Annotated in this window: 16 protein-coding genes and 1 pseudogene; 9 read left to right on the top strand and 8 right to left on the bottom strand. The window is 64.1% G+C overall.

All coding sequences use genetic code 11. The features are described from left to right. The first annotated feature begins 61 nt into the window (after window positions 1-61). The 3 genes from CXY75_RS14670 to CXY75_RS14660 all read left to right on the top strand — a co-directional run bounded on the left by CXY75_RS14670 (window position 62) and on the right by CXY75_RS14660 (window position 2761). Entirely contained in the window at window positions 62-733 is a 672-nt protein-coding gene (locus CXY75_RS14670; protein WP_104083542.1) for a FadR/GntR family transcriptional regulator, read from the top strand. Between the two features lie 14 nt (window positions 734-747). Then, entirely contained in the window at window positions 748-1734 is a 987-nt protein-coding gene (locus tag CXY75_RS14665; RefSeq protein ID WP_104083541.1) for a phosphoribosylaminoimidazolesuccinocarboxamide synthase, read from the top strand. Between the two features lie 178 nt (window positions 1735-1912). Further along, window positions 1913-2761: a VOC family protein gene (locus tag CXY75_RS14660; RefSeq protein WP_104083599.1), complete on the top strand. Its 849-nt coding sequence runs from the start codon at window positions 1913-1915 to the stop codon at window positions 2759-2761. Between the two features lie 104 nt (window positions 2762-2865). Here the strand turns inward: CXY75_RS14660 and CXY75_RS14655 are convergent, their stop codons facing one another. After that, complete coding sequence (locus CXY75_RS14655) at window positions 2866-3585, bottom strand: TetR/AcrR family transcriptional regulator (protein ID WP_104083540.1); 720 nt, start codon at window positions 3583-3585, stop codon at window positions 2866-2868. Between the two features lie 97 nt (window positions 3586-3682). Here CXY75_RS14655 and kynA point away from each other — a divergent pair, with 97 nt between their 5' ends. The 5 genes from kynA (at window position 3683) to purQ (ending at window position 7848) form a co-directional block, all read left to right on the top strand. Then, on the top strand, window positions 3683-4537 hold the full coding sequence (gene kynA, locus CXY75_RS14650) for a tryptophan 2,3-dioxygenase (protein ID WP_104083539.1): 855 nt from the start codon (window positions 3683-3685) through the stop codon (window positions 4535-4537). Next, window positions 4534-5469, top strand: coding sequence for an amidohydrolase family protein (locus CXY75_RS14645; protein ID WP_104083538.1), 936 nt, complete (start codon window positions 4534-4536; stop codon window positions 5467-5469). The genes kynA and CXY75_RS14645 overlap by 4 nt, the downstream gene beginning before the upstream one ends. Window positions 5470-5558: 89 nt before the next feature. Then, window positions 5559-6791 carry a kynureninase gene (locus CXY75_RS14640; protein ID WP_199182477.1) on the top strand — a complete coding sequence of 411 codons (1233 nt, stop codon included), beginning with the start codon at window positions 5559-5561 and terminating at the stop codon, window positions 6789-6791. Between the two features lie 77 nt (window positions 6792-6868). Further along, a complete protein-coding gene (locus CXY75_RS14635) occupies window positions 6869-7153 on the top strand; it encodes a phosphoribosylformylglycinamidine synthase subunit PurS (protein ID WP_104083536.1) in 285 nt (94 codons plus the stop codon). Continuing rightward, the gene (purQ, locus tag CXY75_RS14630; protein WP_104083535.1) at window positions 7153-7848 is read left to right on the top strand and encodes a phosphoribosylformylglycinamidine synthase subunit PurQ; all 696 of its coding nucleotides are present in this window, start codon (window positions 7153-7155) and stop codon (window positions 7846-7848) included. Before CXY75_RS14635 ends, purQ begins: the two co-directional genes overlap by 1 nt. A 7-nt stretch (window positions 7849-7855) precedes the next feature. Here the strand turns inward: purQ and CXY75_RS14625 are convergent. The 4 genes and pseudogenes from CXY75_RS14625 to CXY75_RS14610 all read right to left on the bottom strand — a co-directional run. Next, window positions 7856-8407 (bottom strand): annotated as a pseudogene (locus CXY75_RS14625) (MFS transporter); the annotation flags it as partial. A gap of 273 nt (window positions 8408-8680) precedes the next feature. After that, window positions 8681-9919: an alcohol dehydrogenase catalytic domain-containing protein gene (locus CXY75_RS14620; RefSeq protein WP_233201930.1), complete on the bottom strand. Its 1239-nt coding sequence runs from the start codon at window positions 9917-9919 to the stop codon at window positions 8681-8683. A 2-nt stretch (window positions 9920-9921) separates the two neighbouring features. After that, window positions 9922-10668, bottom strand: a complete 747-nt coding sequence (locus CXY75_RS14615; protein ID WP_104083534.1) for a phosphonatase-like hydrolase — start codon at window positions 10666-10668, stop codon at window positions 9922-9924. A 347-nt stretch (window positions 10669-11015) separates the two neighbouring features. Continuing rightward, complete coding sequence (locus CXY75_RS14610; protein ID WP_233201929.1) at window positions 11016-11414, bottom strand: DUF4190 domain-containing protein; 399 nt, start codon at window positions 11412-11414, stop codon at window positions 11016-11018. A 106-nt stretch (window positions 11415-11520) separates the two neighbouring features. Between CXY75_RS14610 and CXY75_RS14605 the strand changes: the two genes are divergently transcribed. Then, window positions 11521-12195 carry a hypothetical protein gene (locus CXY75_RS14605; protein WP_146069486.1) on the top strand — a complete coding sequence of 225 codons (675 nt, stop codon included), beginning with the start codon at window positions 11521-11523 and terminating at the stop codon, window positions 12193-12195. 299 nt (window positions 12196-12494) lie between these two features. Here CXY75_RS14605 and CXY75_RS14600 read toward each other — a convergent pair whose 3' ends face one another. Genes CXY75_RS14600 through CXY75_RS14590 form a run of 3 tightly spaced genes read right to left on the bottom strand, consistent with a single transcriptional unit; the run spans window position 12495 to window position 15122 of the window. Beyond that, a complete protein-coding gene (locus CXY75_RS14600) occupies window positions 12495-13334 on the bottom strand; it encodes an endonuclease/exonuclease/phosphatase family protein (RefSeq protein WP_104083531.1) in 840 nt (279 codons plus the stop codon). Next, complete coding sequence (locus tag CXY75_RS14595) at window positions 13331-14563, bottom strand: MFS transporter (RefSeq protein ID WP_158251216.1); 1233 nt, start codon at window positions 14561-14563, stop codon at window positions 13331-13333. Before CXY75_RS14595 ends, CXY75_RS14600 begins: the two co-directional genes overlap by 4 nt. A 13-nt stretch (window positions 14564-14576) precedes the next feature. Next, the gene (locus CXY75_RS14590; RefSeq protein ID WP_104083529.1) at window positions 14577-15122 is read right to left on the bottom strand and encodes a hypothetical protein; all 546 of its coding nucleotides are present in this window, start codon (window positions 15120-15122) and stop codon (window positions 14577-14579) included. Between the last annotated feature and the right edge of the window lie 49 nt (window positions 15123-15171).

The raw sequence follows: 15171 nt of genomic DNA, 5'->3' as shown, positions 1-15171 counted from the left end.
AGAGTCACACTTCAATGCGGGAGGCTCACGCGTGGCCCAGGAACCAGAACCCCTACCCTTGATGCGAGTGTCGAAGCCTCGGCTGTACGAACAGCTCGTGGAGCAGCTTCTCTCGTACATCGAGTCGGCACGCCTCGGTCCCGGCGATCTGCTGCCCGCCGAGCGCGATCTCGCAGAACGCCTCGGTGTCTCGCGCGCCACGTTGGCGCAGGCACTCGTGGCGCTTGAGGTGCTCGGAGTTATCGATGTACAACATGGCACCGGCGCCGTACTCGTCTACCGGCCCAGCATCGCAACGGTCATCAAAGGTCTCCGGGACCACCGAAATCGACTTCCAGAAATCGTCGAGGCTCGCAGCACCCTCGAGGTGAAGCTGGCTGAACTCGCCGCGATGCGGCGGACGGATGCCGACCTGGCCGCAATCGAGAACGCCATTCGGGTTATGGCCGAGGAGATCGCTGTCGGAGATCGCGGCGCACACGGGGATGAACTCTTTCACCAAGCCGTCACAGCAGCGGCTCACTCCCCCGTGCTGGCCCAACTCATGACGTTTATCGCGGAGATGATTCTCGAAACGCGATTAGAGTCTTTGGCCCAACCTGGCCGACCCGAGCAATCCTTGGCCTCGCACCGCGCGATCACCGACGCGATCCGCGCACAGAACGTTGCGGCCTCGACCGCGGCAATGCTCTCGCACATCGAGCTCGTCTCCGACGTGGCCCTACTGAAATAGGGGAGAATACAAGCGTGACCGAATCCGCTCAGCCCACAGCAACCGCCGCCCGCGATCTGCCCGGATGGCGTCATGCCTACTCGGGCAAGGTGCGAGACCTCTATATTGAGACAAACAGTATTGAAACAAACGGTATCGAAACAAACGGTATCGAATTAACGGATGCCGCCCCGTCGCTCGCAAACGCTTCCCGAGTTCTCGTGGTCGCCAGCGACCGGGTGAGCGCTTTCGACCACGTGCTCGAGCCGGGCATTCCTGGCAAGGGCGAGTTGCTCACCACCCTGAGCCTGTGGTGGTTCGACCAGTTGACGGGAATCGCCAACCACCTCGTCGCCGACCATGAACTGGCCAATAACACCGTGCGCGAGCTGATTCCCGCGGCGGTGGCCGGCCGGGCTATGCTCTGCCGCACCCTCGACATGTACCCGATCGAGTGCGTCGTGCGCGGCTACCTCACCGGCAGCGGGTGGAAGGAATACCTCGAATCCTCGTCGGTCTGCGGCATACAACTGCCGGCCGGCCTGCAGAATGGCGACCGGCTTCCCGAACCCATCTACACCCCAGCATGGAAGGCCCCGATGGGCCAGCACGACGAGAACATCTCGTTCGAACGCACGGTCGAGCTCGTCGGGCCGGTCGTTGCCGCCGAACTGCGCAATCTCTCCCTCGCCCTGTTCGCTACTGCCGGAGCGATCGCCGAGAAGGCCGGCGTCATTCTCGCCGACACCAAGTTCGAGTTCGGCGCCGACCGGCAGACCGGCCTGACCGTGCTCGCCGACGAGGTGCTCACGAGCGACTCCAGCCGCTATTGGGATGCCGAGGCCTGGCACAACGCAACCACCCCCGAGACCCGGATGGCCAGTTTTGATAAGCAGATTGTGCGCAATTGGCTCGCCGCGCATTGGGATGGCTCAGGCACACCGCCCGAGCTGCCGACCGAGATCGTCGAGCAGACCGCCGCCCGCTACCGCGAGCTGCTCGAGCGCCTGACCAGCGCCTGATCTGCGCCTGACCGCCACCTGACCGCCGTACACCGTCGGCGCTGGGCAGCACATACAGCCCAGCAGCCGGCGGCATCACGTGTTCCTCGGATCGCACACGCGGAATAGCCGGGGCGGCGCATCCGTTGTGTCCGCTGTGACTCTCACTGGAAAAGACCTGCTGGCCGCCGACACCGGAATGGGCGCGGTAACCCTGCGCGTTGGCAACCTCGACGCCCTGATCGCCTACTATCGCGACGTCGTGACGCTTGACCTACTCAGCCATGATGGCGCCGTTGCTGTGCTCGGTCGCGGTCAGGTTCCACTCGTGATTTTGCAGCATGCTCCGGAGCTCAAGGCTGCCGAACCGCGGTCGGCCGGTTTGTACCACACGGCCATACTGTTCGACACGCAGGCCGACCTCGCCGCCGCCGTCTATTCGATCGGCACCAAGTCGCCCGGAACCTTCACCGGCAGCGCGGATCACCTCGTCAGCCAGGCCTTCTACTTCACCGACCCCGAGGGCAACGGCATCGAACTGTACTGGGACCGCGACCGCACCCTGTGGAGCTGGACCCACGGCCAGGTCAAAATGGCTTCGCTCTATCTCGACCCGAACGCATTCATTTCGGAGCATATGTCGCCAGACTCGAGCGCTGGGCACGCCATCGTCGGGCACGTACACCTGTCGGTCGGCGATGTCACGAGTGCACGCGAATTCTACGTGAACCGTCTCGGCTTCGAGGCGACCGCGAACTTCGGCCCCTCGGCCCTGTTCGTTTCGGCCGGCCGCTACCACCACCACATGGCCATGAATACCTGGGAGAGCTCGGGCAGCGGCAAACGCCGCCTCGCCCTGGGGCTCGGGCAGGTCAGCATCATCGTTCCCGGCACCGACGACATCGGCGCCCTCACCGAGCGGATGGCCCACTTCGGCGTCGACACCCGTCACGACGGGCAGACCCTCAGTTTCGATGACCCCTGGGCTAACCACATTGTGGTGCGCACGGATACCGCCGCGGCATCCGCTCCCGTCGAGCCGGCCTAGCCACTCGGCCTAGCCACCGTAGCCTCGCCGATCGAGCGTCCCGTTCAGACGCTCGCACCGCCAGAGCCGGCCGCACCCGAGTATAAGCACCAAGCTGAGTCCGTCTAGCGGGCGGCGCGCGCCGCCCGACGGGTCAGGCCGTGCACGGTGGCCTGGTATTCCTTGACATTGAGCGGTCGGCCCGGAAGCTTCGTGCGCGGCGCATCGACGGCGCGCAGACCGTCGAGCACGATCGACAGCTGGCGACGCCACTGACCAGCGTATCCGTCGCCGAGCGACCCGAGCGAGCCGACCATGGTCACCAGCACGGCCAGATCGATGGCATCCACGTCGCGGCGCAGCGTGCCGTCTTTCTTGGCGCCAGCGACCACACTCGCGATGAAACCATCAAACTCGGCGGCGGGGCGCGCCGAGGGGTCGAGCTGCGCCATCCGCTTGAGAATCGGAGGCAAAGAGGGGTCGGCAACGAGCCACTCGGCGACGCGTTCGGTGTAGACGACGAGGGCTTCCCAGGGAGTTGGCGCCGCCTCGATCTCGCCGCGCACGGCGTGCAATTCAGCTAGGGCCAGATCATAGAGCGCGCGGATGAGATCATCCCGGGTCGCGAAGTTGCGATACAGGGTGGCAACTCCGCACGACGCAAGCCGCGCGATTTCTTCCAGCGACGCGTCGATACCGTGCTGCGCGATCAGGGCACGCGCCGAAACGACGAGGTGTTCGCGGTTTTGCCGAGCGTCTCGCCGACGGGACGACGGCGCTGCGGCGCGCTCGGGCACCGACGGCGCCGGCACGCCATCCTGGGGCTTGCGGGTCGGCGAGGTCATGCACTCCAGTGTAGAACTTCGACCTGTGCGGTTCTGCCGGTGTATTGCGCCGGCTGCCCCAAACCGCGCACAATTTGATCAAGCCGAACGGAACCCGATGCCACTGACAAACAACACCCGCGACTTTGACCCAGAGATCGTCACCGATTTTCGAGAGCGCATGAGCTACGGGTCGTATCTCGACCTGGACACGCTGCTCGCCGCGCAGAAACCGGTCAGTGTCCCCGAGCATCACGACGAGCTACTGTTCATTATTCAGCACCAGACCACGGAGCTCTGGCTCAAACTCGTGCTGCACGAACTGCGCGCGGCCATCGATGCGCTGCGCCAAGATCAGCTCGCACCGGCGCTGAAGGGCATCGCCCGGGTCAAGCACATTCAGCGCACGCTGACCGAACAGTGGTCGGTATTGGCAACCCTGACCCCCACCGAATACGCCCAATTTCGGCAGTTCCTCGGCAGCTCCAGCGGCTTTCAGTCCTACCAATACCGCGCGGTCGAGTTTGCCCTCGGCAACAAGAACCGCAGAATGCTCACGGTCTTTGAAGCGGATGCCGCGGCTCACGCGCTGCTCACCGCCACACTTCAGGCCCCCAGCCTCTACGACGAGTTTCTGCGTTACCTGCACCGCGCAGGCTTCGATATTCCGGCCGCCGTGCTGGAACGCGACGTGACAGAAGCGTGGATTTTTCACCCCGAACTTGTGCATACCTTTCGCGGAATATACGAGAATGCAACCGAGCATTGGGCCGCGTACGAGGCATGCGAGGAGCTCGTCGACCTCGAAGATAACTTTCAGCTCTGGCGTTTTCGCCATCTCAAAACCGTGCAGCGCATCATCGGCATGAAGCACGGCACCGGCGGATCGAGCGGCGCGGCGTTTCTTCAGAAGGCCCTCGAGCTCACATTCTTTCCCGAACTGTTCGCCGTGCGAACGGAGATCGGATCGTGACCGGGCAGTCCTCTCACGGGCGCTTTCTTGACAGTCGCGGCGAGATCTATCGCGGCTTTCTCGATGCTCACGTGCACCTCGCCCTGATCGACCCCGCCCAGCTCATGGCCGGCGGCATCGCGCGGGTGATTGACCTCGGCGGCTGGCTGCCAGACGGCCCGCGTGACGACATGCCCGATACGGCATATGCTCACCAGTTCGTCACAGCACCGGGAGGCTATCCGAGCCGAACCGGCTGGGCTGAGCCCGGTTGGTGCTGCGCGGTCGACGATGTCGGCTCTGCTGCCGCCGGGCCAGCGGAAGCTGCGGCAGCGATCGACCGCCAGGTCGCGGCTGGGGCATCCGTTCTCAAGGTCACCCTCAACGCTCTGGCCGGACCTGTGTTGAGCGCCGAGACGCTCGCAGCAGTAGTTGCTCAAGCGCACGCCCGCGGGTTGCCGGTGGTGGCACACGCTGAGGGTGCCGGGCAGGCCGATCGCGCCTTTGCCGCTGGAGTCGATGCCTTCGCGCACACGCCGTTCTCGGAGCGTCTCGCCGACGATCTCGTGACCGCGATGGCTGCCCGCATGACCTGGATCAGCACCCTCGACATGCACGGCTGGGGTTCCCCAACCGACGGCTTCGACATTGCCAGCGACAACCTGCGCCGGTTTCATGCGGCCGGTGGTCGCATTCTCTACGGAACCGACCTCGGCAACGGGCCCCTCCCCGTCGGCGTGAATAGTCGCGAAATCGCGGCGCTGCAGGACGCCGGGCTGAAGCCAGCCGACGTGCTCACTGCCCTGTGCGCGCCCGCGCCGCTCGGCCTGGCTCTGTCCGACAACCGTGTGACCTTTATTCCGGGCGAGCGGCCGCGCGACCCCACCGAATTCGCCGACTGGCTCTGCACCGCTCGCGCCCTCACCCGCCCCGAACTCGAGGTTCTCGCATGACTCCCACCCCCAGTGTCAACCGCGCGGCGCTCCAGGGCGCGCCGGCCGAATCGACCGGCCACGACGCGCACCTCGCATTCGCGCGGCGGATGGACCGGATCGACGGTCTCGCTCACTACCGCGCTCGATTTCTCGGCACCGACGTCGACGCCGAGCTGGCCAATCCCCGCGCCTATCTCGACGGCAACTCGCTCGGCCGGCCCGTGCGGGCCAGCGCCGAACGCATCGCCGAATTTCTGAACACCGAATGGGGCACCCGACTCATTCGGGGCTGGGACGAGCAATGGATGGACCTGCCGCTCAAGATCGGTGACGACCTCGGTCGGGTGTGTCTCGGCGCCGCGCCCGGGCAGGTCTTCGTCGGCGACTCCACCACGGTTCTGCTGTACAAGCTAGCCCGCGCCGCCGTCGATTCCCGCCCACAGCGCACCGAGATCGTGCTCGATCGCGACAATTTTCCCACCGACCGTTACATTCTCGAGGGCATCGCGCGCGAGCGCGGCCTCACCCTGCGCTGGATCGACTCCGACCCCGAGGGCGGGGTCACCGCCGAGCAGGTGCGCCAGGCGGTCGGGCGACAGACCTCACTCATACTGCTCAGCCACGTCGCCTATCGTTCCGGTTATCTCGCCGACATGCCAGCCATCACGGCGATCGCGCACGAGCATGGCGCGCTCGTGCTCTGGGACCTCAGCCATTCGGTCGGCTCGGTTCCGGTCGAACTTGACCTGTGCGATGTCGATCTTGCGGTGGGTTGCTCCTATAAGTATTTGAGTGGCGGACCGGGCGCCCCCGCCTTCGGCTACGTCAAAAGCGATCTGCATGACGTGCTCACCCAGCCGATTCAGGGGTGGATGGGCGCCCAGGCCATCTTTGACATGGGGCCGGGATATGTGCCGGCCACCGGCATTCGTCGATTTATGAGTGGCACGCCGGCCGTCGTGGGAATGCTCGCGATGCAGGACACGATCGCGATGCTCGACGAGGCGACGATCGAGGCGGTGCGGGCCAAGTCGGTCGCGCTGACCGAATTTGCGATTACGCTCGTCGACGAGTGGCTGGCACCGATGGGCGTGACCGTCGCCTCACCGCGGGAGCAGACCCACCGGGGTGGGCACGTGAGCGTCAACCATCCGTTGATGCGTCAGGTGACCAAGATTCTGTGGGACAACGATGTAATTCCCGATTTTCGTGCGCCAAACGGGCTGCGGCTCGGGCTGGCCCCGCTCAGCACGAGCTTCGTGGAGACCTACGACGGTGTGGCTGCCGTGCGCGATGTACTGCGCGGAATTTTGCTTGGTCAGAGCGGCCTCGCCCAGTAAGGCGGCATCGGGGCCGACCTGTAGAATTGCACTGATTTGCCACGACTATATCCCCCAGACTGTATGCGGAGTGCCCTGTGCCAACGATCGTCGTCGAAGTAATGCCCAAGGCTGAGTTGCTTGACCCCCAGGGCAAGGCCGTCGCCGGCGCCCTCGGTCGCCTCGGTCAGACCCAGCCAGCGCTGGCTAACGTCGCCGGTGTGCGCGTCGGCAAGCGCTTTGAAATTTCCATCGACGGCGACGCGGATACCGCCACCCTCGCCGCCGTACGCGAGCTCGCCGACACCGTGCTGTCCAACTCCGTAATCGAGGATGTCGTCGGCATCCACGTGCAAGACGAGCCCTCGACAGCGGTCGCCTGATGCGCATCGGCGTCGTCACCTTTCCCGGCTCGCTCGACGATCGCGACGCCGCGCGCGCGATTCGCCTGGCCGGCGCCGATGCCGTAGCACTCTGGCACGGCGACCATGACCTGCACGGCGTCGACGCCCTGGTGCTGCCCGGCGGGTTCAGCTACGGCGATTATCTACGGGCCGGCGCCATCGCGAGCCTCTCGCCGATCATGACCGAGGTCATCGACGCCGCGAATAAGGGCATGCCGGTTCTCGGCATCTGCAACGGCTTTCAGATGCTCACCGAGGCCCACCTGCTCGACGGCGGACTTATTCGGAACGAACAGGGCCGGTTCATCTGCCGCGACCAAGGCCTGCGCATCGAAAACAACTCGAGCGACTGGACCAACGGGTTCGAAGCCAACGCGGAGATCGTCATTCCGCTGAAGAACGGCGAGGGTTCGTTCATAGCCTCCGCCGAGACCCTCAAGGCGCTCGAGGGCGAGGGCCGCATCGTGGCCCGGTACCTCGGCAACCCGAACGGTTCGCTGAACGACATCGCCGGGGTGAGCAACACCCGCGGCAACGTCGTCGGCCTGATGCCGCACCCCGAGCACGCCGTCGAGGCCGGGTTCGGGCCAGACACAGCAGAAGCCATGGCGAGCGGCGTCGATGGCCTCACGTTCTTTACCTCGGTGATTACGCGGGCGCTCGTCGGGGTGTAGCCGTGCGGAGGGGAATGTTCATCCAGAACGCCCAGCGCCAGCCGATGCCCTCGGTGAACCAACCGCCGAGCAGCGGGCCGGCCACGGATGACAGCGCGAACACGCCACCCATCATGCCCATGTACCTGCCGCGCTAGCGGGCCGGAACGACGTCGGCGATGGTTGCTTGCGAGAGGATCATCAGGCCACCGCCACCGAGGCCCTGAACGGCACGCCCGATGATGAGCCAGGTCATATCAGGGGCGAGGCCGCCGACGATCGAGCCCAGAACGAAGATGCTAATCGCACCAATGAACAGGCCCTTACCGCCGATCAGGTCGCCGAGCTTGCCTGAGACCGGCAGCATAATGGTCGACGCGAGAATGTCGGCGGTGGTCACCCAGAGCATGTGGTCGACGCCGTTGAGTTCGCCCACGATCGTCGGCAGCGCGGTGCTGAAGATGGTTTGGTCGAGCGAGGCGAGGAACATGGTGACCTCGGTGGTCAGCTGGGTGAACTGGGCAAGCTGGGCGGTGAGTAGGGGGGGCCGGCGCAGGATTTCCAGTCGGTCCTCGCGCATTGTCGGGCGGGCCGACGGCGGGTCGACGGCGGGCCGATGACGGTTAGCAGCAGGTGGATAACCGATTCGAGCGGCCCGTGTTCGGCCACAGGGTCGCAGTGTTCGGTTCGATTATCACGCTCAAAATTCTTGCGCGCACTGCGTTTTTGCGCAACTGTAAGTTTATAGAACTGCAATATTATCGGTGGGCTCCCAGTAATTGGGCCCCGTCGGTCCGATGGCCGCTCCCCGCCGTCCGAGCCCGGTCGGCTGCGGCCTGGTCACGCAGCGAGGTCAGCCGAGAGTGGCTGGGGGCTGCGGGGCGATGCCGACGCGGGGGTAACGGGCGGTTGCGGCCAGCGCGAGGGCAGCATCCGCTTTTTCGAGGGGAAAGGTCGTGCCAACGAGTGCTGAAAACGGATGCCGGTGCCACGCCCCCCTGAGATAGTCCACCGCCGTCTGCAGATCTCCGGGTGTGTAGTTGTGCACGCCGCGCAGCGTGATGAGTCGGCGCACGATCGACTCGGGGTCAAGCGCAACGTGCTCCCCCGGCGATACGCTGCCGACCAATACCACCACCCCGCCGGTGCCGATCAGGTCGATAGTGGTCTGCACCGCTGACCGGGCACCGCTCAATTCGAGCGCGATCGTGGGCTCAGCCGCGCCGGCGTCCTGCAGCGCGGCGAGTACACTGGCGACCCCGGTTGGCGACTCGCACGGCGCGCTCGGGTCGGCAACGGCTGCAGCGCCGAAGGCGAGCGCGAGTTGCCGTCTTATGGCATCCGGGTCGCTGACCACCACCAGAGCACCGGCATCCGTCGCCATCGCGCAGGCCGTCACGCCCAGCATCCCCGCACCGGTCACCAATACCGTCGCGCCGGCGAGTGGCACGAGAGCGGATGCCGCCCCCAATGCCGCAACGACCGTCGCGGTCGCGCCGGAGGCTGGCGCCAATACCGACGCCGGGACGAGCTCATCGACGACGATGATCGCGGTGCCGGATCGCACCTGCACGTGGGTAGCGAAGCCCCCGCTGAGTTCCCAGCCCCGCTGCATCCGTTCGTGGCCGTATTGGGCCAGGTCGCCGCATTCTTGGGGCAGGCCGCGACGGCAGCGCTGGCAGGTTCCGCAGCTCACGGCGACCGACCAGACCACTCGCTGCCCCGCCCGCAGGGGCATTCCATTTGCGGCATATGCCTGCTCCCCGGTCGCGACGATGCGGCCGACCTGCTCGTGACCGAGCACGAGCGGCTTTGCCGCCGAACGGTGACCCAACGCCGTGTGCACGTCGGAGCCGCAGACCGTGGCCAATTCGACCTCGACCAGCACATCGCCGGGCCGCAGCAACACGCCCGGCACCGCGACGCTCTCCAACGGCAGGCCAACTCCCGACCAGACCATGGCCTCGGCAGCGCGTGGCAACACGACCTCGCGCCCGCGTCGGTATCCGCTGGCCGGAAACAGCCCACCGGGCGCTTCTGTCGCGACCGGTGCGCTCTCGGAAGGCCTCGCGTGCGGGTTGTTTTCTATCATGACTACTCGATCGCGTCCCCACGCAGGCCGAGCAGTTCGGCGAGATCGGCCACGCTGTCGATAACAACGTCGGCACCGGCATCTTCGAGGGTCTCGGTGTCGTGGGTTCCGGTGCGCACACCGACCACGAGGCCGGCGCCAGCACTCAGGCCGGAGAGCATGTCGCTCGCGGTGTCGCCGACGACGACCATGGCTGCGACGCTCGAGGTCCCTGTACGCAACAGCGCGGTGAGCGGCAGGTCGGGGTAGGGGCGTCCGCGACCGGCTTCGACCGGACACAGGCTGACGTCGATGAGATCCCTCCAGCCAAGCATGTCGATGAGGGCGTCCTGGGTGGCGCGGGAGAATCCGGTGACCAGGGCCACCTTCACTCCAGCATCACGGAGCTCCTGAAACAGATCGGCCGCGCCGAGAACTTCGGTGACGCCGACGCGTTCGACGAGTTCGCTGTAGGCGGTTTCGAAAGCGGTCGTCGCCTCGACGGCCGCTTCTTCGGAGTCGGTCAGCTCGCGAAAGACTTCGAGTTTGGACTGGCCCATGGTTTCACGTACAAACGCCACGGCCTCTTCAAGCGCATCCGAGGTGTCGGCGATGCCGCTGCGCTGGGCGGCGAGCACGAACGCCCGTTCGACGAGTCCATCGTCGCTCACAGTGGTGCCGGCCATGTCGAAGACGACGAGCTCAACGTCGACGTCTTCCGGGTCGAATTCGTCAAGATCGAAGTCAGAAGTGAGGGGTGCTGTACTCATGAAATGCCTTTCAGAAGAGGTGGGGTGATTCGCAGACTATGGCAACGCCGCGACCGGTCGTCATTCCGATTGCCGTGGTCGCCGCCATGAGGTGAACTCGAGGGCATTACGTTCTGCAAGGTTAGGCAGTCCGCGCCAACAATCATGGCGACTCGGGTAAACGACGGGTGAACACGTCGTGTCACTGAAACGAGCGCTTGCCTGGCCCCACGGGCACAGTTATACGGTAGCTCAGCGCTCTGGCCTAGACCCCACCGCGTTCATCGGCGTGATCCCAAATCGGCGCCCGGGAGCGTGCCGCGGCAGACTACAGCCGTCGGCAAGCTGAGCGGATCCCGCCTGAGCCGTTACCCGGAAACCGTGCCGGCCGACATTACGGCCGACATCATGCCGAAGAACAGGGCCAGGATGGCTCCGCCGAAGGCCAACCAGAACAGCATGAACGCTGCGCCGATCACGATGCCGGCGATCGCCATCCCTTTACCGCCTGGCTCACGCTTGAGCGCGATGAGTCCGAAGATCAGGGCCCCCAGTGGAACGAGAAAGGTGAAGCCGAAGAAGATGGAGACGAGGCCGAGCACGAGCGAGGTGACACTCAATCCCGTGCTGGCCGGGGTGACAAACACCGGCTGATAGGCGATTGGTGCGGCGTACTGTGAGTAGCCCGTCGGCGAGTAGCCGTTCTGCTGGTACTGCACCGGGTGCGGCGGAACGGGCTGCTCCGGCTGGTTCAATGGATCAGACATGACTTCTCCCGCTTTCTGGCCCGAGCACGATGCGCCCAGCATATCCTCGCTCCGACGCGCTGAACAGCGCGTGCCTGTGGCCGGCTACCAGCGCTATGGTTCGAGGGTGCCCCCTCTTTCACACCCCCGGAAGCGTTCGTGGCTGCCCGCAGACACATCCCTCTGGACCACGTGCCACATCGTCTCCGACACGGTGCAGGGGCGGACGCCCGAGCACCGTATCGAGACCCTCTTTCCGCTGGCCGGCGGCGAGATCGCTTTGGCGGCGGGCAACCTGTTCGTGGACTCCTTCTATGCAGCTGGCAACGGCTCCTACGAGCGGTCCTCGACATTCGTCTGGGGCGCTGGACCGTTCGGCCTCGCCTTGGCAGCCGGAACGCTAGCGGCGAGCGCGGCCGGCAACGCGTCCCGGCGCAACCAGGCCGCCGCCGACGCGCAGCAGGCCTGGCGACCACTGTTCGGCGGCACGCTCTTCGTCACGAGCGAGGGCTTCTACATCCAGACCATGCAGGGGCTCTACCCCTGGACCTGGGACTCGGTTGACCTGATGCAGGTCGTGGGATTCAACGTGGTCATTATGCAGGCGCGGTCAACGTCTGGCCCGGTCACCTGGCGACTGACCTCCGAATGGTCAGAACTCGTCTTCGTGCTCTGGGCGCTGCGTCGGCACCCCCACCATCCCCAGCTACGCGACGGAAGCTGGATGCCAGCGAACTGGCTCGACTGGGCCACCCACCAGGGCTATCGCCCGCACCTCGACCGCCCCCAAATCACGTGCTAGCGGTGGTTGACCCCTCGCGGTGGTGCTAGAAGCAGACCCTGGGAGATCTCGCAGGGCGAGGCCTCGGGTTTTGCGGTTTCTAGACGTCAATGCCCATCGCTCACCTGCTCACTGTGGCCTCACCCATAACCTCACTGAGAGCTATAGTGACGACGAGTTAGGGTTCATAGCTCAAGCAGCTGGAAGGCCAAAACGCGCGGTCTGCACCGCTCTGGTGTCACGAATCGGGAGCGTCACTGGCATGCGGCTCGTGCTGCACGACTGACCTAACCCCGCACCGGTCAGCGCTCAGTCACCTCTCAAGCCGCGGAGGCGACGCCGGCAAGATTCACGACGGCCTGTATCGCGGCGTGGTCCGACGGCCAGCCGCCCCCATAGCGCTTCACGTTAATGGCCGCCGTCAGCACGGTGACGCCGGGCGTGACGAGGAGCCAGTCGATGCGTTTGAGATTGCGCCGCGGCGGGCGATAGTTCAGAAACGTTCCCCACTCGTCGGTGAGGCGCTTTTCTGCTGTGTTCCAGGTATCGAGCAGGAGACCGTGGTCGGTGAGACGGTGATAGGGGGCGGTATTCGCATCCGTATTGAAATCGCCGGTCGCGATGGTGGGCAGCAATGATGCGGCCACAATTTGTCGAAGCACGTCGGCGGATCGCAGCCGCGAGGTGCGGGAGCGGTGGTCAAAGTGCGTGTTCACGGCCCGAAACTCGGTGCCGGTGGCCATGTCGCGAAAGGACGCCTCAACGACGACGCGCGGAGTGCGGTTGCCCCACGAGGTGGAGCCCGGTTGCGACGGTGTGGCGGAGAGGGCCGTCTGCTTCCATGTGAGCACGCGCAGACGATGGGAATCGTAGACGATTGGGCAACCTTCCCCGCCCCTGTTTGCTTCCCGGCCATAACCGATCGAGCGGTAACGATCGCCGAGCGCGTGACGCACGAAGTTCGCCTGGTCGAACAGTGCTTCTTGCACGCCGATCAGCGCGGGCTGTTCCAGCTCGAGCAATCGTTTCAGAAGCGGATGCCGGTGCACCCACCGATCGGGGCTGCGCGGGTTGAGGTGCGGCAGGCGTCGACGGATGTTGAAACTCATGACATGCAGACCCGGTGCGGCGACGGGGCCGATGAGCGCGCTGTCTGTCATGGAGACAGCCTATGGCGCGCGCGGGCTGCATTCCTCCGCATTCCCCATACATCGGCCAGCTCAGGACGCTGCCTATGAACAGATACTGCCAACGGTATGAATGCGAGAAAGAGCAGTGCTGCAAGATAGATCGGGGAAAGCCCTAAACCAAAGAGAACGGAAGCTAGGACGTAGCTGACTAAATTCACGAAAAGTGTGGACTGATTGGCCCAACCCCACACCAGCTTGGCGTCAACATTGTTTGTTTGAGACCACGCGTCCACCGAGGCTCGTACCCAGCCGGAAAGAGTTGCTGCGGAGAGCCCCGCGATGAAGAAACCAAGATACGGCCCAGCAGTGGGTAATACCATCCACACGAGGAGTCCAACGGCATACCCCACCACCGCGAGATTGGGTCGCAGTAGCTTGACCTCAGAAAACAGTGAGGCAATAAGTACCAACAAGCCACCAGCGCCAAAACATGCCAAGATCCAACCAAACTCGGCTTCAGATACCTGAATTATGGTGAAACTAAAGGGTGTTTCAAGTGCATTCAACAATGCCCCCACGAGAAGCAAGAAGATCCAGGCAGTCAACGCCGGGAAACCCCAAACGTGCCGATTCGCCAGGCCTGGCGCACGAGCTAGAGCACGTGGAGACGGCAAACCACTCCACCAGCGATTTGTTGGTGGGTTACCGCTCTTCGGGGACTGGACCCCTTTGGCTGTCAGCATCCAGAGGCTGACAGCTACGAAGGTTGCGGCGTCAAGTAAGAACAAGTAGGTCGGCCCCACGGTGGCCAGCAGCAAGCCCCCTACAGCGGGAGAGACCACGACCGCAATAGAACCCGCTGCACCAACCCCCGTCATCGTCGATTGTCGTTGGGGCTGCGGAACGGACTCCACAAGAAGTGCCATATACAGTGGATTGAGAACAGCACGAATCATCATCGAAATGGCTACATAAGCAAGAATCGCAGCAAAATAGTGATACGTAACCGCTATTCCTAGCGTGATTCCGGCCAGAGTAACCTGTCCCAGTATCCAAGCACGCCGGGTGTACCTTACAGGAATACGGTCGCTGATTGAGCGGGCCGCAAGTAGTGCCGGAACCGTTTGCGCCAGGAATATCAGAGCGCTTGCTGCTGAGCCATATGATTGCTGCGCAAACACGATGACCGAGAGAAAAGTCAACCAGTTACCAAATTGATTAACTGCAGCAATCCCAATAAACGTTCGTTTATTAGACACCCTCCGTTTCTCGCTACTCTGCATCGTTTTCACCGCTATTTATTTTTACGAAACCTGTGATTATGTTGCGTGTTATACCCTCAACACCAGGGGTTCTGATAGGGGATTCGCGGTCGGCGCGCTGGAATCCGGTGTTGGTGCGGATCTCTCGGGCGAGCGTGTCGGCGGTGTTGACGGCGGCCATGCGGATGCTGTGGGTGAAGCGTTTCATCTCCTGGTCCAGGATCTGCTGCCCGGGCCGGCTCCGCCCCAGTTTCACTTTCTCCTGGGCAGGATTAGCCACTAACCGTGGCATATCATCGGTGTCCCAGGCAAGGAACAACGTGCCGTGCACAAACACCTGCCAGCCGTCGACATCCTCGACCGTGTCCACAGCAGCGCCAACGTGCGTGGCGTTGCCTACCGGAGCGAATAGACGGGGAGGTTGTATCGTCATCAGGTTCATCTTCCCACCCCAGCTCTTACCGCGCTTAGGATAGTCAAATACCATTGCAAACTGGGCCAAATCAACAGCCCGAACCGCTCCAAAACCGCACAGATCCGACATACCGGAACGCATCCCCACTGTCCTTGTCCAGCCCCGGGCACGTGAAGTCGTCACGTGGCCA

This window comes from Cryobacterium sp. Y11, from assembly GCF_002929535.1.
Lineage (GTDB): Bacteria > Actinomycetota > Actinomycetes > Actinomycetales > Microbacteriaceae > Cryobacterium.
The sequence above is the reverse complement of the archived record's forward strand: the minus strand, read 5'-3'. Positions and strand labels throughout refer to the sequence as shown.

Excerpts from the sequence above, each read along its gene's own strand:
- CXY75_RS14615 (WP_104083534.1), bottom strand. The coding sequence starts at position 10,668 with ATGAGTACAGCACCCCTCACTTCTGACTTCGATCTTGACGAATTCGAC.
- CXY75_RS14620 (WP_233201930.1), bottom strand. The coding sequence starts at position 9,919 with ATGATAGAAAACAACCCGCACGCGAGGCCTTCCGAGAGCGCACCGGTC.
- CXY75_RS14610 (WP_233201929.1), bottom strand. The coding sequence starts at position 11,414 with ATGTCTGATCCATTGAACCAGCCGGAGCAGCCCGTTCCGCCGCACCCG.
- purQ (WP_104083535.1), top strand. The coding sequence starts at position 7,153 with ATGCGCATCGGCGTCGTCACCTTTCCCGGCTCGCTCGACGATCGCGAC.
- CXY75_RS14640 (WP_199182477.1), top strand. The coding sequence starts at position 5,559 with ATGGACCGGATCGACGGTCTCGCTCACTACCGCGCTCGATTTCTCGGC.
- kynA (WP_104083539.1), top strand. The coding sequence starts at position 3,683 with ATGCCACTGACAAACAACACCCGCGACTTTGACCCAGAGATCGTCACC.
- CXY75_RS14655 (WP_104083540.1), bottom strand. The coding sequence starts at position 3,585 with ATGACCTCGCCGACCCGCAAGCCCCAGGATGGCGTGCCGGCGCCGTCG.
- CXY75_RS14590 (WP_104083529.1), bottom strand. The coding sequence starts at position 15,122 with ATGCGTTCCGGTATGTCGGATCTGTGCGGTTTTGGAGCGGTTCGGGCT.
- CXY75_RS14670 (WP_104083542.1), top strand. The coding sequence starts at position 62 with ATGCGAGTGTCGAAGCCTCGGCTGTACGAACAGCTCGTGGAGCAGCTT.
- CXY75_RS14660 (WP_104083599.1), top strand. The coding sequence starts at position 1,913 with ATGGGCGCGGTAACCCTGCGCGTTGGCAACCTCGACGCCCTGATCGCC.
- CXY75_RS14600 (WP_104083531.1), bottom strand. The coding sequence starts at position 13,334 with ATGACAGACAGCGCGCTCATCGGCCCCGTCGCCGCACCGGGTCTGCAT.